The sequence below is a fragment of the Cryobacterium gelidum genome (assembly GCF_004403985.1).
GTDB lineage: Bacteria > Actinomycetota > Actinomycetes > Actinomycetales > Microbacteriaceae > Cryobacterium > Cryobacterium gelidum.
On record NZ_SOHL01000013.1, the window covers coordinates 237,861 to 257,728 of the forward strand.

At 66.3% G+C, this 19,868-nt stretch carries 21 protein-coding genes and 1 pseudogene; 6 read left to right on the forward strand and 16 right to left on the reverse strand.

The genetic code is table 11. From position 1 onward, the window contains the following. Positions 1-6: 6 nt before the first annotated feature. From E3T50_RS07430 to E3T50_RS16180, 4 genes are all read right to left on the reverse strand, one after another. The gene (locus tag E3T50_RS07430; RefSeq protein WP_134551258.1) at positions 7-1,758 is read right to left on the reverse strand and encodes a hypothetical protein; all 1,752 of its coding nucleotides are present in this window, start codon (positions 1,756-1,758) and stop codon (positions 7-9) included. A 2-nt stretch (positions 1,759-1,760) separates the two neighbouring features. Then, a complete protein-coding gene (locus tag E3T50_RS07435) occupies positions 1,761-2,039 on the reverse strand; it encodes a hypothetical protein (protein WP_134551259.1) in 279 nt (92 codons plus the stop codon). Between the two features lie 71 nt (positions 2,040-2,110). Next, complete coding sequence (locus tag E3T50_RS07440) at positions 2,111-2,224, reverse strand: TOBE domain-containing protein (protein WP_134551260.1); 114 nt, start codon at positions 2,222-2,224, stop codon at positions 2,111-2,113. Between the two features lie 14 nt (positions 2,225-2,238). Next, positions 2,239-2,406: a hypothetical protein gene (locus tag E3T50_RS16180; RefSeq protein ID WP_166784229.1), complete on the reverse strand. Its 168-nt coding sequence runs from the start codon at positions 2,404-2,406 to the stop codon at positions 2,239-2,241. 269 nt (positions 2,407-2,675) lie between these two features. Between E3T50_RS16180 and E3T50_RS07445 the strand changes: the two are divergent. Then, a pseudogene (locus E3T50_RS07445) lies at positions 2,676-3,886 on the forward strand (IS110 family RNA-guided transposase). A 371-nt stretch (positions 3,887-4,257) separates the two neighbouring features. Here the strand turns inward: E3T50_RS07445 and E3T50_RS07450 are convergent. The 7 genes from E3T50_RS07450 to E3T50_RS07480 form a co-directional block, all read right to left on the reverse strand. Continuing rightward, the gene (locus E3T50_RS07450) at positions 4,258-5,268 is read right to left on the reverse strand and encodes an acyltransferase family protein (protein WP_166784230.1); all 1,011 of its coding nucleotides are present in this window, start codon (positions 5,266-5,268) and stop codon (positions 4,258-4,260) included. Positions 5,269-5,466: 198 nt separating this feature from the next. Beyond that, on the reverse strand, positions 5,467-5,826 hold the full coding sequence (locus E3T50_RS07455; protein ID WP_134551262.1) for a hypothetical protein: 360 nt from the start codon (positions 5,824-5,826) through the stop codon (positions 5,467-5,469). A 31-nt stretch (positions 5,827-5,857) separates the two neighbouring features. Further along, a complete protein-coding gene (locus E3T50_RS07460) occupies positions 5,858-6,577 on the reverse strand; it encodes an SDR family NAD(P)-dependent oxidoreductase (protein WP_134551263.1) in 720 nt (239 codons plus the stop codon). Positions 6,578-6,590: 13 nt separating this feature from the next. Next, positions 6,591-7,355, reverse strand: coding sequence for an SDR family NAD(P)-dependent oxidoreductase (locus E3T50_RS07465; protein WP_134551264.1), 765 nt, complete (start codon positions 7,353-7,355; stop codon positions 6,591-6,593). Beyond that, positions 7,348-8,754, reverse strand: a complete 1,407-nt coding sequence (locus tag E3T50_RS07470; protein WP_134551265.1) for an MFS transporter — start codon at positions 8,752-8,754, stop codon at positions 7,348-7,350. The genes E3T50_RS07465 and E3T50_RS07470 overlap by 8 nt, the downstream gene beginning before the upstream one ends. Beyond that, the gene (locus E3T50_RS07475) at positions 8,751-9,641 is read right to left on the reverse strand and encodes a polysaccharide deacetylase family protein (RefSeq protein WP_134551266.1); all 891 of its coding nucleotides are present in this window, start codon (positions 9,639-9,641) and stop codon (positions 8,751-8,753) included. Before E3T50_RS07475 ends, E3T50_RS07470 begins: the two co-directional genes overlap by 4 nt. A 19-nt stretch (positions 9,642-9,660) precedes the next feature. Continuing rightward, positions 9,661-10,704 carry an asparaginase gene (locus E3T50_RS07480; RefSeq protein ID WP_166784231.1) on the reverse strand — a complete coding sequence of 348 codons (1,044 nt, stop codon included), beginning with the start codon at positions 10,702-10,704 and terminating at the stop codon, positions 9,661-9,663. A gap of 213 nt (positions 10,705-10,917) precedes the next feature. On the opposite strand from E3T50_RS07480, the gene E3T50_RS07485 reads away from it, so the two are divergent. Beyond that, positions 10,918-11,955, forward strand: a complete 1,038-nt coding sequence (locus E3T50_RS07485; RefSeq protein ID WP_134551267.1) for a LacI family DNA-binding transcriptional regulator — start codon at positions 10,918-10,920, stop codon at positions 11,953-11,955. A gap of 61 nt (positions 11,956-12,016) precedes the next feature. Here the strand turns inward: E3T50_RS07485 and E3T50_RS16950 are convergent, their stop codons facing one another. The 5 genes from E3T50_RS16950 to E3T50_RS16820 form a co-directional block, all read right to left on the reverse strand. Continuing rightward, entirely contained in the window at positions 12,017-12,406 is a 390-nt protein-coding gene (locus E3T50_RS16950) for a nucleotide-binding protein (RefSeq protein WP_134551268.1), read from the reverse strand. Positions 12,407-12,464: 58 nt separating this feature from the next. Next, positions 12,465-13,592: an ABC transporter ATP-binding protein gene (locus tag E3T50_RS07495; RefSeq protein ID WP_134551269.1), complete on the reverse strand. Its 1,128-nt coding sequence runs from the start codon at positions 13,590-13,592 to the stop codon at positions 12,465-12,467. After that, entirely contained in the window at positions 13,589-14,371 is a 783-nt protein-coding gene (locus tag E3T50_RS07500) for an ABC transporter permease (protein ID WP_241978363.1), read from the reverse strand. Before E3T50_RS07500 ends, E3T50_RS07495 begins: the two co-directional genes overlap by 4 nt. Positions 14,372-14,508: 137 nt before the next feature. Further along, the gene (gene modA / locus E3T50_RS07505; RefSeq protein ID WP_134551270.1) at positions 14,509-15,294 is read right to left on the reverse strand and encodes a molybdate ABC transporter substrate-binding protein; all 786 of its coding nucleotides are present in this window, start codon (positions 15,292-15,294) and stop codon (positions 14,509-14,511) included. Beyond that, entirely contained in the window at positions 15,291-16,070 is a 780-nt protein-coding gene (locus E3T50_RS16820) for a TOBE domain-containing protein (RefSeq protein ID WP_338145349.1), read from the reverse strand. The genes modA and E3T50_RS16820 overlap by 4 nt, the downstream gene beginning before the upstream one ends. Between E3T50_RS16820 and E3T50_RS07515 the strand changes: the two genes are divergently transcribed. Genes E3T50_RS07515 through mobA form a run of 4 tightly spaced genes read left to right on the forward strand, consistent with a single transcriptional unit; the run spans position 15,966 to position 19,862 of the window. Further along, entirely contained in the window at positions 15,966-17,267 is a 1,302-nt protein-coding gene (locus E3T50_RS07515) for a ThiF family adenylyltransferase (protein ID WP_134551272.1), read from the forward strand. The two genes, E3T50_RS16820 and E3T50_RS07515, sit on opposite strands and share 105 nt — an antisense overlap. 3 nt (positions 17,268-17,270) lie before the next feature. Beyond that, on the forward strand, positions 17,271-18,623 hold the full coding sequence (locus E3T50_RS07520; protein ID WP_134551273.1) for a molybdopterin molybdotransferase MoeA: 1,353 nt from the start codon (positions 17,271-17,273) through the stop codon (positions 18,621-18,623). After that, a complete protein-coding gene (gene moaC / locus E3T50_RS07525; protein ID WP_134551274.1) occupies positions 18,620-19,135 on the forward strand; it encodes a cyclic pyranopterin monophosphate synthase MoaC in 516 nt (171 codons plus the stop codon). Before E3T50_RS07520 ends, moaC begins: the two co-directional genes overlap by 4 nt. 4 nt (positions 19,136-19,139) lie before the next feature. Continuing rightward, positions 19,140-19,862 (forward strand): molybdenum cofactor guanylyltransferase, encoded by a 723-nt coding sequence (gene mobA / locus E3T50_RS07530; protein WP_134551275.1) that lies wholly within the window; start codon positions 19,140-19,142, stop codon positions 19,860-19,862. Positions 19,863-19,868: the final 6 nt, after the last annotated feature.

Here is a 19,868-nt window from a genome sequence, read left to right on the forward strand (position 1 = left end):
GGGGATTCATCCGTAGATCAGCTCCTCGAGGTCGACGAGCACGTCGTCATTGTTCACATCATCGGTGGCGACGCGGTTGTGATTGTCCATGAGCACCTTGAAGTCCAATATTGGTGCTCCCTGCCAATCCTTCGTGTAGGTGGGCTCAGGGCCCTGGTAGAACGCACCATAATCGAAGGCGTCGCTGAACCGCGGATTGTTGCCTCCTCCGACGACACCGGAGCCCTGGGCGATCTGCAAGATATCTTCATAGGAGAAGTCTGTGTAGTTGGTCTCCGGGTTGGGTGTCCACTCTTTGGGCATCCACGCGCCCGAGAGTGAGACTACCGAGTGGTACTGGGCCCCGGACACTTCCGCCGAGGTGATGTTGGCGAGCCCCCAACTATGGCCGATGGCCGTCGACGTGGCGTCGGTGAGCAGCGGATCCAACGCCAGGCCCGCCTCGAAGTCAGCCAGTACCGGACCGGACAGTTGGGCGAATTCTGCCGAATTCGCATCCACTATCCCGGCCGCCAACCCACTCCGGGTGCCGCCCGAGTCTCCGGGAAAAAGGCCATCCTTGTAGACAAACGCCACCGTGTCAGGATGCCATCCGACGAACAAGGTTGGTAATCCTTGCAGTGAGCCGTCATAGAACATGTCCATATTGCTCATCGTGCCCGGCACGTACGTGATGCGCTGCCGCGTCTCACTCGACGGCGTTCCGAACATCTCGACGATGCGGGCGTTCTCACGGTCATAGAGATAGAGCTGATTCTTGCCGTCGACCGTTCGCTGCAGATAGGTGCGCTCGGCCTCCAGCACTTCGTGCTCTCTGGCGATTTCGTCAGCCCTGGCATAACTCTGCTCCCATCGCGCTCTCGTCCGGTCCAAACCGGCGATTTCGGCGTTGAGCCTGGCGGATTCGGCGTCGATCTCGTCGATCCGGGTGCTGACATTGAGCCGGTTGGCGGCGACGCGCGCGCGGGCCGGCAGCCCGTTCAACGAACCGAGCAGGGCCGGAGTTCCCGCAATCAGAGCGAGTTGCGCCGGTTGCGCCAACTGCTCCCACCGCTCGTGCACGGTTTCCGGGTTTGCCGTGAGCAACCGCTTGACCAGTTCGGGATCTGTGGCGATCAATACGGCTAGATCGGTGGATGACAGCGTATTCAATCGTGCGATCAGATCGTCGACAGATGCCCCCGCAGCCCAGGTCGTGCCGAACCAGGCAGTCGCGCCGAGCACCTGATCCGACGCCAGGTCGCGCACACAGGCGGCATCGGCGGCGCGGCGACGTTGCGATAATTCCTCCCACAGCACATCAATAGCGGCAATCCGCGCCGTGACGACTTCGAAGGCTTCCTCCCGACGGGCATTTCGATCGACGGAGGGAATGAAAACGAACGTGTCGTTCGGCAAGGTGGAGTCGGTTTTTCCATACTGCAGGTCGTAGAGATCAGTGTCGGCCGCGTTGCGCCGCGCCTCCAGGATGCGCTGGTCACCCTGAATCTCGTCGAGGAGCAGGGCGTACGTCTCGAGGGCTTTCGCCTGCGCGTCCAACCCTCGAATCAGCAGGTCGATCTCGGGAGTCAGGGCCACCAGGCGCTCGACGAAGGCCTCGCGCGACACGGCGGTCCACCCGGTCGTTTCGGCGTGGGCTTGCGCGCGGGTCAGCGTCGTCAGCAACGTGCGGAGAGCATCCGCTTTGCCGGAGCGAATTCTGGCCTCGGCCAGGATGCCGTGCGTCTCACCCGAACCCGGATTCGCGATGGTCCACACGATCAGGTCACCTCACGGCTCAGGAGGGAATCGGTCGCTCGAAACTGTTCGGCCACGGTCGCCGGAAAGTCGCTCAGCGCGGTCAGGGCGAGCGCGGCCAAATCGGCTCGTTCGACCTGTTGTGATGTCGTGTCCCGCAGGGCCGCCGCGACCGTATCGCTTTGCAACGCTCCCTCCGGCCACCGAAAGGCCCACTGGGAAAAGCTCAGCTGCGCCGCAGTGCCCGACAGCGCCGTCGACAGATCATCGAGCACCGAATCCGTCACCCGTAGAGTCGACATCGACATCCCCCTGCCACGATCCGTGCCGTCAGTGGCCCCCAGGGAACCGCACTGAGTCGAGACTACAGACGTTAGCGACGGTAGGCACTCACATCGGTGGCCTTGACCGAAAGCCAGACCGCCCCGCCCACCTGCAGGCCGAGGTCGGCAGCCGCGGCGGGAGTCAGCTCCGCGGAGGCCCGCATTGCCGGTTGCTTCGTCACCGCAGCACCGAGTCGCACCCCACCTCGATCTGCTGGGCCTCGAGCAGATTCAACACGGGAGTATGCACGGCGTCGAGCTTTCCGTGCTCGGCGTCAGCGCCCAACAGAAAGAACCGCGTCGTCGAGGATTCCCCCGGCGCCAACTCCACCGCCACCTGACTCACGGGATAGCCCGTATCCGACGCCGGGTGGTAAGGAATCGGCCCCGTTACCTTGTTTGTAACCTCGGATGGTGTGAGTATCTGAGGGAGTTGGCCTGTCGGGTCCGGCATGATTGTTGCCCCCAGTCGTTGATGATCCGGGGGGTGTTGTCACCGGACTCGATTGGCGTCGGGTGATCGCTGATAGGGGCTCGACTAGGCGTAAAGCCGAGGTCGTTCGTAACGTGGATGCCGAGACTTGACGCCGTAGACCAGGCCACGGATACAAGTGGATGGGAGCAGTCATGATCGAAAACTATGACAGCGTCGACGTGTTCGTCGGTGTCGACGTTGGCAAAGGCGAGCACCACGCCGTCGCCCTGAACCGGGCCGGCAAGGTCCTCTTCGACAAAGCATTACCGAATGACGAAGGCAAGATGCGGGCGGTGCTGCAGAAGCTGAAACAGTCCGGCACGGTGCTCGTTATCGTGGATCAGCCGGCCACGATCGGCGCCTTGCCGATCGCCGTCGCCCAAGCGAAGGAGTCCTCGTCGGCTACCTGCCCGGCCTGGCGATGCGGCGCATCGCCGACCTCCACACGGGTGAGGCGAAGACCGATGCCCGCGACGCAGCGATCATCGCCCAAGCCGCCCGAACGCTGCCGCATGCGTTGCGGTCGATCCAGCTGGCTGATGAGTCCGTCGCGGAGCTGTCCATGCTGTGTGGTTTTGACGATGACATCGTGGGTCAGATGACGGCGACCAGCACCGAATTCGCGGGCTGCTCACCCAGATTCACCCAGCGTTGGAGCGGGTCGTGGGCCCGCATCTGGACCACCCGGCGATGCTAGATCTGCTCCAGCATTACCCGTCACCCGCGGCGATGAAAACAGCCGGCACCACGCGGATGGCCACCCGGCTGCTGAAGCTGGCCCCACGGATGGGCCGCCGACTGGCAGAAGAAATCACCCAGGCACCAGGCGAACAAACTGTCGTGGTCGTCGGCACCCATGCCGCAGCGACGGTCCTCCCGCGCTTGGCTGAACAACTCGCCGCCTTGCGCCAACAGCGGTCCAGCATCGCCGTCGAGGTCGAGAAGCTGGTGAACGACCACCCTCTTTCCCCCGTCCTGACGAGCATGCCCGGAGTCGGCGTCAGGACCGCAGCCCGGCTCCTCACCGAGGTCACCGGCAAGCACTTCGACACCGCCGGCCACCTCGCCTCCTACGTCGGCCTTGCACCCGTGACCCGACGCTCCGGCAGCTCAATCCGCGGCGAACATCCCTCCCGTCGAGGAAACAAGATCCTCAAACGTGCCCTGTTTCTGTCCGCTTTCGCAGCACTCCGAAACCCCGTCTCACGGACCTACTACGACCAAAAAAATCGCCCAAGGCAAACGCCACAACCAAGCCCTCATCGCACTTGCCCGACGCCGGTGTGATGTTCGTTTCGCCATGCTGCGAGACGGCACCCTCTACGAAACTGAACACCAACTCGCCGCTTGACAAAAACATAGCCCCCCCCCCCCGAAGAATTCGGTCGAAGAGGCTCTCCACTGGATCATCGACCAGCGACGTTCGACTCATGAGACCTATTCTCTCGTACCGGCGCGGCGCGGCGTCGGACTCGGTTCAGTGTATCGAGCCCGTGCGCGACCACTCAGGTTCGTAGGCGTAAGTTTTGCTAGGCCAGAGGAGTCCCGGCAGGCTCAACCAACCAACCAACCAACCAACCAACCAACCAACCAAAATTAGTCGGTTGGCGAAGCGAGATGGCGAGTATCGGGAAGCATCACTGTCGCACTGGCGGGCGACCGCACCAGGTGCGCAGTCTCTTTTCAAATGAGCAACTGTTGCGTCCGGCGGCGTAGATGCAATCAGTCCCGCCCGGTCACATTCCGCTTGTTCGGCGGCTGGGCTGGAGCCGTGCCAGCACCGGTAAAGACGGTGCCGAGCGGTGTTCGACTGACGAAATATGCGAGTGCCCACGACACCACCAGAACGACGGGGAATACCAGGACCGCTGGTATGTCGACTGGAAGTTTGCTCAGCAACAAGATGAATGCGCTGTGGGTCAGCACGACCGCGAGCCCGACAGTGGCCGCGCTCGTAACGACTCCGGCAACACCTGGCGTGATGGATGCAAACACCCATTGCACCAGGAGGACGAGACCCGCAGAAATGGCGCTCGCAATCACGACGCTGACCACGGGTGTGCCGAAGTCACTCTGCTTCATGTCTAGTGGCTGCGATACGCCGGTCACGATGAGGGCTGCCGAGCCGGCCAGGAGTACAACGGACAGCCCGACCCTCGACCTGAGTCGCGGGGCGATACGGCAGAAAAAAATGCCAGCGAGTATAAAAATCATTCCTGGGACGGCAACGCCCAGCGAAAAGGGTACAGCGGTCAACAGATCGGGCGCGAGGTAGGCGACAGACAACCCGGCGACAGCCACGGCCCAGGGTATCCAGTCTGGAAAGCGTTGAAGCGCACGAAGGAACAGGCATGCGGCGAAGAGCGCGGTGACGAACCAGAAGGCGAAAAACGGTGCGCCCATGTAGGAACCGCCGAGCAACACGTTGACGAATTGTAGAGTCTGCCCATTCGCCCACAGGTATGCACCGTAGACGGCACCAATGGATAAGAGCCACGCGGCGTACGGCACGAGCAGGGCGCGTACCCGCTTGGCGAATTCTGCGCCGAGCGACCGTTCATCCGCCCAGAAGTAACCACTTAGAAAAAAGAACACGGGGACGTGCCAGGTATAAAGGCCCATGCGAGCGATGTCATTGCTACGGTCCGACCAGACGTGTCCAGCCACGATGGCCACAATCCCGAAAACGCGCAGGCCATCGATCCCGGCCGAGCGCAGTCTTGTGTTGTCCACGTGGCGAAGCCTACGACTCCGTGCCTCCGGCTCACCTGAGAAACAACGCCCCCGCCCTATTTTTCGGGCCGTCTGCCCGGAGAGCAGGAGGGGGGCGCGGGTTTGCGTGGCCCCTCGAGGGGCAGCTCGCACTCGTCACCGATGGGCGGGTCGCCCTCGCGGCGGCTGGTGCGTTGCTCAGGCTAATCGCAACGTCGATCAGCGAGGCGAGCCACTGAGCAGGCGCTGCCGCGTGAGGTCGAGCCCGAGGGCAACGACGCGCGCCGAAAGGCCCACGGGCCCTTCGGCGAGCGCCCTCACCTCGAGCGCGTGCTGCAGCACCGACGCACTTCGGACGGGGAGCGCGCGCCAGATGTCAGCAACGGTGTGGCACAACGAGATCGAGCCGGTGGCGCTGGTCACCGACCATCCCGCGGCAAGCGGCGCGATGCGGGGTGCGCCAGGCACGCCGGCACACACGGAAGACACCGTTTGCGCCACCAGAATGCGATTTCTGAGGGTGTGTTCGTTGCCCATCACCGGGTCGGGGTAGACCGTCGTGCCGCATGCTCCGCACATTTTTGGTTCCTGACTGACCTGACGGCCCGAGTTACTGCATCACGTCGCCGGAGTTGGGCCCGAGGGTCTGCCCCACATAGAGGTTTCCTCCCGGCTCACTCGCAAGCAACAGCGCCGTCGGGGCGACTTCGGCCGCAACGCCGAACCGCCGAAGCGGCAATTCGGCGCGCTTGGCACTCTTCCAATCTTCGGAGATGCCCTGCACGAGCGGGGTCTCGATCGGGCCGGGAGCAATGCTGTTGACGAGCACGTTGTCGCTGGCAACTTCAAGCGCCAGCGATTTAGTCAGCGCCACGACCCCGGCCTTGGCCGCCGAATAGTGGCTCAGGCCGGTGCCGCCCTTGATGGCGAGCTGGGAAGCGATATTGATGATGCGGCCCCATTTCTGTTGGCGCATCTCCCCCACCACCTCCCGGCAGCACAGGAACACCCCGGTGAGGTCGACCGAGAGAGTCTCGTTCCACATGGCGAGTGTCATGTCTTGCAGTGGTGACTCGGTGAGCAGGCCAGCACTGTTCACCAGAACGTCAATGGTGCCAAGCCGTTGGCGAGCGGTCGCGAAGGCCGCGCGCACGCTGTCTTCCTGCGACACGTCGACGTTGATCGCGTCAACGTCGGTGCCCGCGCGATCGAGTACGACCACGCGGTCACCGTTTGCGACAAAAGCTTCGGCGATCGCCCGCCCGATTCCACTGCTACCGCCGGTGACGACGACTCCGCGGCCGGTGGACGCGCGATGAAGCGGGGTCATTTCTGTTCCATATCTATGCGCGCATTTTCACGGTGAGTCCGCCGTCAACGATGAGGGACTGCCCGGTGACGTACCCGGCCTGCGAAGAAGTGAGAAACGCGATAACACTGGCCACTTCTGCCGGCGTACCCACCCGACCCCAGGGGATGTCCTTGCCGGCTCGGGCGAGGCCGTCCGGTCCCAGCGAATTGACCGGGTCGAGTGACTGCGGAGTTTCGATGAGACCGGGAATGACCGCATTGGCCCGAATGCCCTGCGGCCCCAGTTCAACAGCCACACTGCGAATCAGACCGAGCACGCCGGCTTTCGCCGCCGCGTAGTGGGCATGACCCTCCCACCCGTAGACCGCGCCGGCGATCGAGGACACCGCCACCATGGCGCCGCCCTCGGTCATGCGTTCCGCTCCGGCACGCAGTGTGCGCAGGACACCAGTCAGGTCAACATCGAGCATGTCGGTCCACCGGGCATCCGTCATGTCGGCGAGGGATGAATGACGCAAAATGCCCGCGTTGGCGACGGCGTAGTCGAGGCGGCCGTACTCGTCGACCGCTCGTTGGGCGAAAGCGTCAACGGATGCCGTGCTGCGCACGTCAACTTCGTGCACGACGGCTTCGCCACCGGCGGCGCGCACCAGCCGCAGTGTTTCCTGCGGGTCGTGCGGGTCACCCGGAAAAGTGCCGATGATGCTGCGCACCCCCTCGCCGGCATAGTGCACGGCGAGGGCCCGACCGATGCCGCTAGCGGCTCCGGTGATGATGGCGACGTGGGATTTAGGCACGCTGGGCTTTCAGCTCGTTTTCCGGTGCGACAGCGAGGGGAGCTTCGGCCATGGGCTTAGCGGCGAACATGAGCACACCCGAGATGAGGGTGCCGAGGGCGCCAACCCAGAGCGCGGCGGTCCCCGTGTTGGATCCGGCGGCGACGGCGGTGAACAGCGCGCCGCCAAGGACGATGCCGGGCTGGCTCATCGCGCCGATGAACGCGGTGCCGGTGGCGCGGCAGCTCACCGGGTAGCACTCGGCCATGAAGTACTGGATAGCTGCGTACGGGCCCACCAGAAAGAACAGGCCAGCGCCGAAGCTCGCCACGATGGTCACGGGACTGTTCGCGAGGGGACTCAACATGATGGTGAAGGCGACCGACGCGAGGATCCAGCCGCTGATGATGGTGCGCTTGCGGCCGATCTTGTCGCCGAGCCACCCGTGGAACACGTAGCCGAAGTAAGCCAGGGCGTTGATGATGATGAGCATCCAGAAGGCATCGGAGAGTTCGACGCCCTTGGCGTTCTTAAGAACGGAGCTTCCCAGAATGCTGAAGATCATGATGCCAAAGAAGTTGAAGATCCAGGCGAGCGAGAACACGATCGTGTTGCGGCGCAGCTTCGGCTCCCAGATGAGTTTGAGTGGTGCGGTCGAGGAGTGCTCGACGCCGTACGACCCGGCGAGCAGGTGGGCTTCTTCGGTGCGCCCAGCCTTGTCGAGGCGGGTGAGTTCACTGTGCAGCTCGAACTGGGGAGTTTCTTTGAGCTTGCGTGCGATGGCCCAGACGATGAGGGCGGCGGGGATGGTGGCCATCAGATAGAGGGCACGCCAGCCGAAGGTCGGGAGAAAGGCCAAGGCGAGCGCACTGGCGAGCAGAAAGCCGAGCGGCCAGCCGCCCTGAATGAAGGAGTAGCTCAGGCCCGGGCGCTTGCGCTTCTTCTCGTCTTCGGTGACCTGGTAGACCTCGTTCATGTAGGTCGCGTTGACGGCCTGCTCGGAGAACCCGAGACCGCCAAAGGAACGCACGATCACGAGCAGGCCACTGCTGAGGAAGGCCATTCCGGTGGGGATGATGGCCGTGAGGCCGGAGACGATGGCTGTGCCACCGACGGTGACCATCATGCCCTTGCGTCGTCCGAGGCGGTCGATGACCGGGCCGACGCCGAAGCAGACGATCGCGGTGCCCACGGCGATCCAGGTGTTGATCGCGTAGGCTTCCGGCGCGGTCCAGCCAAAGGATTCCTGCATGGCGGGAAGGAGCGTGCCGAACAGTCCGTAGTCAAAGACGGCAACGGTCCAGGCCAGCAGTGCCAGAATCGTGGCGGTGCGGGTCTGCTTCACGGTGAAGGCGGGAAAGCGACGTTTCTCGTTGACGGTCGCCGCCGTGAGATCGAGGGTGGAAGATTTCAGTTTCATGCGGAGAGAACCTTTCGGGGGGAACGGGCGAGGAACGAATCTGCAATCTGGTCGAAGGTGTTCCAGCTGACGCCTTCGTGGGAGTTGAAATGCTCGATGAGGCGCTCGAGCATGAGGAGCACTTGCGGGCGTCCGGAGACGTCGGGGTGGATCGTCATCGTGAAGACGGCCTGATCCATTTCGCGGTAGACCCAGTCGAACTGGTCTTTCCACATCTGCTCGATATCGCGCGGATTCACGAAACCGTGCGAGTTCGGGGCGGCCTTGATGAACATCATCGGCGGCAGGTCATCGAGGTACCAGTTGGCGGGAATCTCGACCAGGTCGGTCTCGATGCCGCGCACGAGCGGCTCCATCCAGGTCTGGGCGTTCTGGGCGTAGTCGATCTTTTTCCAGCTGTCACCGACACGCACGTAGTACGGCTCGAAGTCATTGTGCATGAGCGAGTGGTCGTACTTGATGCCGCGTTCGAGCAGAATTTCGTTCGTCACCGACGAGAATTCCCACCACGGGGCGACATACCCGGTGGGACGGCGTCCGGAGACGTTTTCGATCAGTTCGATGGATCGGTCCAGGATCGTGGTCTCCTGTTCGCGGGTCATCGCGATCGGGTTCTCGTGGGAGTAGCCGTGCACGCCCATCTCGTGGCCCGCGGCAACGATCATGCGGGTGAGCTCGGGAAAGGTCTCGATGGAGTGCCCTGGAACGAACCAGGTGGCGGGCAAGTCGTACTTGTCGAACAGGCGGATAAGACGCGGCCCACCGACCTCGCCGCTGAACATGCCGCGGGAGATGTCGCACGGGGAATCTTCGCCGCCGTAGGAACCGAGCATGCCGGCGACAGCGTCGACGTCTACTCCAAATGCAATCTGGATATCTTTTTTCATATCTGTGCCTTTCGTTGCACTAACAAATTTGGGCCGGCTCGGTGATGGCTGCCCCGTACAGGGCGAAGGCGTCGGCGATCTCGTCATGGTTGCGATCGAGCTGCAGCAGAAGGCTGAGCAGAATCAGCGATTGCGAGGGCCGCAGCAGACCAGTGGGGATGGCGCCGGCCGCGACGAGGTCTCGTCCTCCGCCGGCGCCGTAGACCGGGATGACCGGGCCGGCACTCACCCGGGTGCTCGTCACCACGACGGTGCCGGCCGCGGCGGCCGCGGTGACGGCGGCGCACAGGGCGGGGTTGCCGTTGCCGCTTCCCGTCGCTTGCAACACGATTCCGCTGGCCCCGGCAGCCACGGATGCCTGCAGCAAGATTCCGTCCGCCCCCGGATAGGCAGACACCACGTCGACACGCCTGGCCTGGCGGGGCGGGAGGGGCGGAAGCGGGAGCGGGAGCGGGGGCATCCGCTGGTTATGGCGGGTGATGACGACGTCACCGGTGGCGGTCAGGAAACCGGCCGAGCCAAAGTCGGGGTTGGTGAAGGCATGGAGCGCGAAGGTCTGTGCTTTGCGCACGCCGCGGGCGGGGAATATCTCGCCGGCGAAAACGATCAACACGCCGAGGCCTGCTGCCGCAGGTGATCCAGCGACCGCGATGGCATCGGCGAGGTTGCCGGGACCGTCGGGGTCGGCGGCATCGGCGGATTTCTGCGCCCCGGTGAAGACCACCGGACTCACGTGGTCGTGGGTGAGGTCGGCCAGGTAGGCGGTCTCTTCCATGGTGTCAGTGCCGTGCGTGACGACGACCCCCCGCACTGAGGGGTCGGCGAGGGCAATCTTGATCTGCGCGCAGATCGCGATCATGTCGACGAGAGTGAGCAGGTAGGACCCCTCACAGGCGACGTCGACGACCCGCACAGGGTAGGCCGGGGCTGTGGCCAGACCGCCGAGAACCTGTGCACCGGCGTCGGCGGCAACCGCGGCACCGCCTTCCGCAGGGCGGGCGCGCGACGAGATTGTTCCACCGGTCGCCAGCAACACCACGTGGGTGCCGGCACGATCTGTCATTATTTTCTCCGGGGGTCGGTACCCAAACGATTGGGTTTCTTGATGCAAGAGTGGTACCCAATGTTTCGGCCGACTGCACGCGTCATTGCGGGTACGTAACGTTCACTACCCAATCGTTTGGGTAGTGAGGTCGTCAAACTATAGAATGAGATCGACAGGCAAGTCAAGCTTCGTGTCCGGCTTTCTCGGATCACGGAAACTGGAGACAGCGACATGACAGGCATCAGACCGGGGTCCGTCACCCTCAAAGATCTGGCCGCCGAACTCGGCCTGCACCCGTCGACCGTGTCACGGATCCTGCACGGGAAAGCTGAAACAGCACGCGGCGCCGCCGCGCCGGTCACGGCCCAACGTGTGCGTGACCTCGCCAAGAAGGTGGGCTACTCCCCCGACCCCCAGGCCACGAGCCTGCGCACCCGGCGCACGCATCTTCTCGGAGTTATCGTTCCGCGTCTTTCCGACCTCGTGCTTGCGGTTATGTACGAAGGGATCGACGAGGCAGCCGACGACGCCAACTACTCCACATTCGTCATGACCTCTCGTGACGATACATCGATACAGCGGCGCAAGATGGAAATCATGCTGTCTCGGCGGGTAGACGGCCTCATCATCGGTGACGCGCACCTTGACGGCAATATTCTTGACGAGCTCACCGAACGCAAGGTGCCGTTCGTGCTCATGAACCGCGCCATTGCCGGTTTTGCATCAGCCACCTGCGATGACACCCTTGGCGGAGCTCTGGTGGCGCAGCACCTATGGGACCAGGGCCACCGCGATGTTTCCATCATCGCCGGTGAACCCTATGCCAGTACCGCAGTCGATCGTACCCAGGGCTTCGTCTCCCGGTTTCGCACGCTTGGCGGAACGATCCCCGAAAGCGCCATCGTGTGGTCGCGCTTCGACACAACGGGCGGGCACACCGCAGCGGATAGCATTCTGCGAGACACACATCGTCGCCCCAGTGCGATCTTCGCGGTCAACGACTTCGCGGCCATCGGCGCCATGGGCGCGGCAAATTCTCACGGATTGCACGTGGGCAGCGATCTGGCAATTGTCGGATTCAATGACACGTCGCTGGCCGCGCAACTGCCCATCGCGCTGTCGTCGGTGCGATCGCCGATGCTCGACATCGGCCGGGTCGCCGTGAAGTTGCTCCTCGACGTACTGAACGAAGACGCCGTGGAGTCGGTTAAACTCCTTCCTGTTTTGTGCGTGCGAGACAGCAGTGATTTCACGTGGGCGGCGCGGTAAGAGGCGGTTACTGCCCGAAACGGTGAGGGTGACCAGACAGGTGTATCCGGGCGGGGCTGGGTCAGGGAACTGTGGGGGGCCAGATGCCGTCGCATCCGTCGGCGAAAACGGCGCACATTAGTGCCCCCGCAGGGCGGGGGCCAGGGCAGCCGCGCAGGTGTACACGGCCGCCGACTGCCGGTAAGGGTCGTCGATGTCGTCGAGAGTGGGTGGATTCGGCGATCTTGGGGCTACGCAGGTCGGCGTCGACGAGCAGAAAGCGAGCACCCGCGTCAGACCGGGCGATGGCCAGGTTGGAGCTCGTCGTGCTCTTGCCTTCACCGCCGGTGGAAGGCGCGACGACAAAAGAGCGATCGGCGCGGCCGAGATCAGCTTTTCTTGAACACAGTGAGGGTCCCCGCGGGTACTCGGATGGTTGCCACATCAAAGTTGACACTCTCCGGCACATCATCTTGAAATACCCTTTTTCTCGACGTTGAGCGCCGTGCCTGGTGCCCGGAATACAGACGTTAGCGACGGTAGGCACTCACATCGGTGGCCTTGACCGAAAGCCAGACCGTCGAGCCCACCTGCAGGCCGAGGTCGGCAACCGCGGCCGGGGTCAGTTCCGCGATGACCTCCGGGTCACCGCTCGTACGCAGGCGCACTCCGCCGCTGCCCGGCTCAATGCCTCTCACCCGGGCCGACCAGACGTTGCGGGGGCTGGCGTGCCGGGGCTGTTCCGTGTGCACGACAACGGAGGCCGGGCGAAAGACGGCCGCGGCGGGCGCGGGGGCTTCTGCGCCGGGGGTTGCGGGCGACAGGGCTGCAGCATCCGCTGGGCGCACCCGGAACGTGCGGCCGTCTGGGGCGACGACCGCGCCGTTCTGCGCGGTGCCCACCACGAGATTCACGCCGGCGAGGGCCGCGACGAAGGGGTTCTGCGGGGCCGCGAGCACCGCTGCGGTCGTGCCTTCGTCGATGAGCGTGCCGTGGTGCAGCACGGCGACGCGGTGGGCGAGAACGACGGCGTCGACGATGTCATGGGTGACGATGATGGCGCTGGTGCCGGTTTCGGCAAGCTGCTCGCGGATGAGTTGACGGATGAACGGCGCTGTTTCCGCGTCGAGAGCGGCCATCGGCTCGTCGAGCAGGAGCACGCGCGGGCCGGCCGCGAGGGCGCGGGCGAGGGCGACGCGCTGCTGCTGCCCGCCGGAGAGGGCGCCCGGCAGGCTGCTGCCGAGGCCGGCCAGGCCGACCCGGTCGAGCCAGCGGTCGGCCTGCACCCGGGCCGGGGCGGCGTTCAGTCGCGCTTCGCCGAACCGGAGCGCGAAGGCCACGTTGGCGCGGGCGCTCAGGTGCGGAAAGAGCAGGGGCTCTTGTCCGAGCAGACCGATAGCACGATTCTCGGGTGCCACGAGCCGGCCGGGCGCGGTGAGGGTCGCACCATCGAGGGTGACGGTTCCGGTATCGGGGGTGGCCAGTCCCGCGAGCAGGTCGAGCACGGTCGACTTGCCCGAGCCGTTCGGGCCAAGGAGGGCCAGCACTTCGCCGGGCGCGAGCGTGAGTTGCACGTCGAGGGTGAACCCGCCTCGGGTGAGCTGTAGGTTCGCGGCGAGAAGTGCGGTGACGACGTCTCGGCCGAGGGTGGCGGTCATGAGAGTACGCTCGCCCGGCGGGTTCCGACCAGCACGAGGATGATCACGGCGACCGCGATCAACAGCAGCGACAAGGCGACAGCCTGGTCGGTCGTCACGCCCGAGCCGTTGAAGGCGGTGTAGATGGCAAGGGGCATGGTGCGGGTGACTCCGACCTGGTTGCCGGCGAAGAGGGCGGTCGCACCGAATTCGCCGAGCGCGCGGGCGAAGCTGAGAACGGTGCCGGCGAGAAGTCCGGGGCCGACGAGCGGCAGCGTGATGCGCGCGAAGACCGTGCCGCGGCCGGCGCCGAGGGTCGCGGCGACACGCTCGTAGCGGATGCCGGCGGTGCGCAGCGCCCCCTCGACCGCGATCACGAGAAACGGCAGGGCCACGAAGGTTTGCGCAATGACGACCGCCGCGGTCGTGAATGGAATGCGCAGTCCGGCAAGTTCGAGGGTGTTGCCGAGTACGCCGCCGCGTCCGAGCAGGGAGAGCAGTGCGATACCGCCGACGAGCGGCGGCAGCACGAGCGGCACGGTGACGAGCGCCCGCAGCAGACCGGCTGCACGCGGCTTCGACCGCGCGATGACGACGGCGAGCGGCACGCCGAGCAGCAGGCAGAGCAGCGTCGAAACGGATGCCGTCACCAGCGACAAACCCAGCGGCTGCAGGGCCTCGGGTGAAAGCAGCAGGGCGGGCAGGGCGGCCCAGTCGACCTTGAGCAGGAGACCGGCGAGCGGCAGCACGAGCAGGGCCAGGCCGATGCTCGCGGGCAGATAGAGGAGGCGCGGAATCACGGGCGCAGGCCGCGCGGGCCGCGCCGGGCGCAGGTTCGATGGCCGGGCGCAGGCTCTATCGTGCGCCCAGCGGGCAACGCTGCGCCCGGGCGGGTTCCCGAGCTCTGCGGGGTGTTCACGGGGCGGTCACGGGGCGGTCACGGGGCAAGAAAACCGTGGGCGGCGAGCACGGCCTGGCCGGCCGGCGAGAGCACCAGGTCGACGAAGGCCTGCGCGGCCTCGGCGTGCGCGCTGCCGGCCACGACCGCGATCGGGTAGTGCCCGACGACTTCGCTGGCTCCGGCCGGGGTCACGCCGTCGATGCGGTCGGGGTTGGCGGCGACGTCCGTGGCGTAGACGAGGCCGGCATCCGCTTCGCCGCTGGCGATCTTGGTGACCACGGCCGTCACATTCTGTTCCTCGCTCGCGGGGCTGAGAGTGACGCCGGCGTTGGACAGCAGGGCAGCGGATGCCGCACCGCACGGCACCTGCGCCGCGCACAGCACGGTGATCACGCCGGCCCGGGCGAGATCTGCGAGGTTTTCGATGCGCAGCGGGTTGCCGGGGGCGACCGCGATACGAAGCGTGTTGCCGGCGAACAGGGTGGCCGGACCGACCAGTGCGTCGTCGGCGAGCGGCTGCATGTTCTTCTGGTCGGCACTGGCGAACACGTCGGCGGGGGCGCCGGCCGCGATCTGGGTGGCCAGGGTGGAGGATCCGTCGTAGCTGACCTGCACGTCCACGGCCGGATTCTCGCGTTCGAGCAGGGCGGCCATCTCGTCGAAGGCTCCGGTGAGAGAGGCGGCAGCATAGACGCTGAGGGTCTGGGGCTCGAGCCCCGTAGCGGTCGGCTCAACGGTGTCCGCGGCGTTCGACGGCGCACAGCCGGTGAGGGCCAGGGCGAGCACAGCCAGAACGACCAGGGCCTGCGGGAGGCGGCTCACGGCATCCGTCCCGGAGTTTCGACGATCACATTGGTGGCCTTGATCACGGCGACGCTGAGCGAGCCGATAGCGAGGCCGAGTTCGCGCACGGCCTCGCTCGACATGAGCGAGACCACGCGGTGCGGGCCGCACTGCAGTTCGACCTGGGCCATGACGGTGTCCATGGTGATGGCGGTGACGATGCCAACGAATCGATTGCGGGCGCTGCGGCCAACACTCGACGGGTCGGTCGGGGCGTTCGCCTGCTCGACCGCGAAGGCGGCGAGCGCGGCTCCGTCAACCGCGAGGCGACCGGAGGCGTCGGTAGTCGCGGCAAGGCGACCACCGTCGACCCAGCGTCGCACGGTGTCGTCGCTGACACCGAGCAGCTCGGCGGCCTCACTGATCCGATATTGCGTCATAAACAGCAGAATAGCACCGCATCTGCGGGGGTGATCGCTCGGCTGTTTCGGAAACCTCGCGGGGCTGGCCCGGAAACCTCGCGGGGCTGGCCCGCCCTGCGCATAACTCCTGCAAATTGCCCCTCCCCGCTGCTGTGTTCCGCTCAGCTGGGGGCATAGCGACGGCGGCGGCGACAGATTGCAGGAGTTATGCCGCCGGGCAGGTCGGTTCGGCGGCAGTCTCCCGCCGAGCTGGTGGCCGCGAGGCCCGGCAACGCTTAGCGTTAAGCCATGGCTATTCCTCCCCTCGTCGAGCCCATTGATCAGCTCACCGCCTCCGAATCCGTGCGTACCGCCCGCCAGCGTCGCCTCCCCCAGCTCAATGAACTCGGCCAGCGCCGCCTCGCCAACGCCCGGGTGCTCGTACTCGGCGCCGGCGGGCTCGGTTCCCCCGCCCTGCTCTACCTCGCAGCGGCCGGCGTGGGCACCATCGGCATCGTCGACGATGACGACGTGGAACCGAGCAACCTGCAGCGCCAGATCGCCCATGGGCAAGCGGATGTCGGCCATCCCAAGGTCGACAGCGCCGCCGAGCGCATCGCCGAGATCGCCCCGGAAACCACGGTCATCCGGCACGCTGAACGACTGGTGGCGAGCAACGCGGCCGAGATCATCGGCGGCTACGACATTGTCATCGACGGCACCGACAATTTTCCGACCCGGTTCCTCGTGAACGACACCTGCGCGCGACTGGGGCTGCCGCTGGTGTGGGCATCCGTTCTGCGCTTCGACGCCCAGCTCTCGGTGTTCTGGGCCACTCCGCCGGCCGGTAGCGGGATCACCGGCGTGCACCTGCGCGACCTGTTTCCGACGCCGCCGGCCGAGGGCGAGGTACCCAACTGCGCCGATGCCGGTGTGCTCGGCGCGCTGTGTGGCCAGGTCGGGTCGCTCATGGCGACCGAAACCATCAAGCTCATCACCGGAATCGGCTCGCCGCTGATCGGACGGGTGCTCGTGATCGACGCGCTGTCGGGCCGGTTCAATGAGATTCCGCTGCTCGGAACCGGCATTGCCGCCGAACCGACCGCCGCCGAGCTCGCCGCCGAGCGTTCTGCCGAACTCGCCCAGGCGGCCAGGGAGAGCACCCCGGAGGTCTCGAGCGTCGAACTCGCCGGGCGCCTCGCCGCCCAGAGCGCCGGCACCGACAGCTTTCTGGTCCTGGACGTGCGCGAGCCGAACGAATACGCCGAAAGCTCGATTCCGACGGCTCAACTGCTGCCCATCGGTGAGCTCCTCAGCGACGGCGTGCTCTCGGACAGTGGCCGCGCCGCGCTGCCCCAAAACACCCCGCTGATCGTGCATTGCCACGCCGGCGGCCGGGCCGCCCGGGCCGCGAACGCGCTGCGCGAGGCGGGATTCACCGATGTTTCGGTGCTGACCGGCGGAATCCTCGCTTGGGATGACCTCGTCACGGCCGGGCGTGCTCCCGGACTCGGCAGCAGATGGCCGTCGCCCGAGCCCGCCCTGACCGCGCCAGACGCGTCGACCCGCGATGACGCCGGCAGTGCCAGCCCGTCCGACAGCCTGGTCTAGCCGGTGACCGACACCGAACGACCCGATGCCGGCGCGCGTGACACTGCGCCAGGCGATCACGCGAACCACTCGCACACGCGGACGGATGCCTGCGCGCCCGCCGCATCCGCGCGCACCGTTGCCGAGCAACTCGCGATCGTGCTCGCCAGCGTCGCTCCCCTGTCGCCCGTGCGCGTGGAGCTCGATGCGGCCCGCGGTCTGGTGCTGGCCGAAGATGTGCTCACCGTGACCGATACGCCTCCCTTCGACAATTCCGCGATGGACGGCTACGCCGTCATCCGCTCTGATCTGCTCAGCGCCTCGCCCCAGAACCCGATCACCCTGCCCGTCATCGCCGACCTCGCCGCCGGCACCGCGGAGAACCCGCGCCTCCTGCCCGGGCAGGTCGCGCGCATCATGACGGGCGCGCCCATTCCCGACGGAGCGGACGCCGTCGTGCCGATCGAGGACACCGACCAGGGCATCGAACGAGTCGCCATCGTGCGGGCGCCCGGCGCCGCGGCGCACGTGCGCCGGGCCGGCGAAGACGCCCACGCCGGCGACCGGGTGCTGCGCGCGGGAAGTGTGCTCTGGCCCACCCGGGTCGCCGCAGCGGCGAGCGCCGGAACCAGCTCGGTGCTGGTACACCCCGCTCCGCGCGTGGCCGTCATCTCGACCGGAAGCGAACTGGTCACGCCCGGCAGCCCGACCCGTCGCGGCCAGATTCCCGACTCCAATTCCTTTCTGCTTTCGGCGGCCGTCGCCGAGGCCGGCGGCATAGCCGTGCGGATCGGCGCCGTACCGGACGACGACGACGTGCTGCGCGCGCTGTTGGCCGAACTGGCCGGCTCGGTCGACGTGATCGTGCTCTCCGGCGGCGTGAGCGTCGGCGCGTACGACGTGGTCAAGGCCGTGTTGAAACCGCTCGGCACCGTGGACTTCGGGCCGGTCAAGATGCAGCCCGGCAAGCCGCAGGGTTTCGGGCGCTGGCCCGCCACCGAACAAGCAGCCGGACCGCTCATCTTCGCCCTGCCCGGCAACCCGGTCAGCGCCTACGTGTCCTTCGAGGTGTTCGTACGGCCCGCACTCCAGCGCCTGCTCGGCCGGCCGATCCTGCACCGGCGCACCGTCACGGCGACCGTCGTCGACGGCTGGCGCTCCCCACCCGGACGCGCCCAGTACATGCCCGTCATTGTCACGAACCGCACCGACGGCACCGAAAACGGCACCCGGACCGAGGCGCGCCCAGCTTCCCGGGGCGGTTCGGGCTCGCACCTCGTCGCCGGCCTGGCGCAGGCATCTGGACTCGCCATCGTGCCCGAGGATGCCACTCACATTCGCGGCGGCGACGTCATCACTGTCATGCTGACATCATGACGCACACCACCGACACGGCCGGGGCGGCCGTACCCGCCCAGCTTTTCACCCACCTCGACTCGGCAGGGCAAGCCCGTATGGTCGACGTGACCAACAAGGTCCCGACCGTGCGCAGCGCCACCGCCGCCGGTTTCGTGCGCTGCGGGACGACGGTGATCGCGGCCCTCCGCGACGGCACCGCGCCCAAGGGCGACGTGCTCGCCGTGGCCCGCATCGCGGGGATCCAGGGTGCCAAGAAGACCGCCGACCTGCTTCCGCTGGCCCACGTGATCGGCGTGCACGGCGCCGTCGTCGACCTCACGGTCGAGGATGACGGCGTGCGCATCACCGCCACGGTGCGCACCGCCGACCGCACCGGGGTCGAAATGGAGGCGTTCACCGCCGTCTCGGTCGCCGCCCTCGCCGTCGTCGATATGGTCAAGGGCCTCGACAAATCCGTCACGATCGAGAACGTGCGCCTGCTCGCCAAGAGTGGCGGCAAGAGCGGCGACTGGCTGCGCGCCGAAATCTAAGCGGATGCTGCCGGTTGACCTCATCGTGCTCGCGGGCGGCCGCGGCAGCCGTCTCGGCGGCGTGCTCAAACCCGCGGTCGAGGTGGCCGGGCGTACCCTACTCTCGCGCGTTCTCGATGCCCGCCCGGTCGCTCGGCACGCCGTCGTGGTCGGCCCGCCAGCCGCCCAGCCCGCGGCAGTCCCACCGGTCACCGCGCCCGTCGCGCACACCCCGCTGATCTGGGCGCTCGAAGACCCACCGTTCGGCGGGCCGGTGGCCGGCCTCGCCGCCGGCCTCGCCGCGCTCGACGCCCACGCAGCCCGTGCAACGAACGCACCGCTCGACACGAACGAAGACGGCCCTGAACCACCCGTCGGCTGGCTGCTGGTGCTCGCCTGCGATCTGCCCTGGGGAGCGGATGCCGCACGCCTGCTGGTCGCTGCAGCATCCGCTCTCGAGAAAACGGATGACCGGCAGGACGGCGTGCACCTCGTCGACAGCAGCGGCCACGCGCAGTGGCTCGCCGCGATCTATCGGGCACCCGCTTTGCGCGCGGCCGTGGCCCGTCTCGGCGACCGCGTCGACGGCGCCAGCATGCGACAACTGCTCGCCGGTTTACAGCTCGACGGGCTGCAAGACGAAGCCGGAGCCGGTATCGACGTGGACACGTGGCAGGATGTTAAGAGTAGTACCGTGCGGTTGACCGACGCATCCGGACCCGACCATTCAGCCCGACCAGAGGAGTGAACCCGA

What these genes read in the sequence shown, in the direction of transcription:
- E3T50_RS07455 (WP_134551262.1), bottom strand. Translation starts at nt 5,826, where the DNA reads ATGTGCGGAGCATGCGGCACGACGGTCTACCCCGACCCGGTGATGGGC.
- E3T50_RS16950 (WP_134551268.1), bottom strand. Translation starts at nt 12,406, where the DNA reads ATGATGTGCCGGAGAGTGTCAACTTTGATGTGGCAACCATCCGAGTAC.
- E3T50_RS07515 (WP_134551272.1), top strand. Translation starts at nt 15,966, where the DNA reads ATGGCTATTCCTCCCCTCGTCGAGCCCATTGATCAGCTCACCGCCTCC.
- E3T50_RS07475 (WP_134551266.1), bottom strand. Translation starts at nt 9,641, where the DNA reads ATGAAAAAAGATATCCAGATTGCATTTGGAGTAGACGTCGACGCTGTC.
- E3T50_RS07470 (WP_134551265.1), bottom strand. Translation starts at nt 8,754, where the DNA reads ATGAAACTGAAATCTTCCACCCTCGATCTCACGGCGGCGACCGTCAAC.
- moaC (WP_134551274.1), top strand. Translation starts at nt 18,620, where the DNA reads ATGACGCACACCACCGACACGGCCGGGGCGGCCGTACCCGCCCAGCTT.
- E3T50_RS07485 (WP_134551267.1), top strand. Translation starts at nt 10,918, where the DNA reads ATGACAGGCATCAGACCGGGGTCCGTCACCCTCAAAGATCTGGCCGCC.
- mobA (WP_134551275.1), top strand. Translation starts at nt 19,140, where the DNA reads ATGCTGCCGGTTGACCTCATCGTGCTCGCGGGCGGCCGCGGCAGCCGT.
- E3T50_RS07495 (WP_134551269.1), bottom strand. Translation starts at nt 13,592, where the DNA reads ATGACCGCCACCCTCGGCCGAGACGTCGTCACCGCACTTCTCGCCGCG.
- E3T50_RS07480 (WP_166784231.1), bottom strand. Translation starts at nt 10,704, where the DNA reads ATGACAGATCGTGCCGGCACCCACGTGGTGTTGCTGGCGACCGGTGGA.
- E3T50_RS07435 (WP_134551259.1), bottom strand. Translation starts at nt 2,039, where the DNA reads ATGTCGACTCTACGGGTGACGGATTCGGTGCTCGATGATCTGTCGACG.
- E3T50_RS07460 (WP_134551263.1), bottom strand. Translation starts at nt 6,577, where the DNA reads ATGACCCCGCTTCATCGCGCGTCCACCGGCCGCGGAGTCGTCGTCACC.
- E3T50_RS07440 (WP_134551260.1), bottom strand. Translation starts at nt 2,224, where the DNA reads ATGCGGGCCTCCGCGGAGCTGACTCCCGCCGCGGCTGCCGACCTCGGC.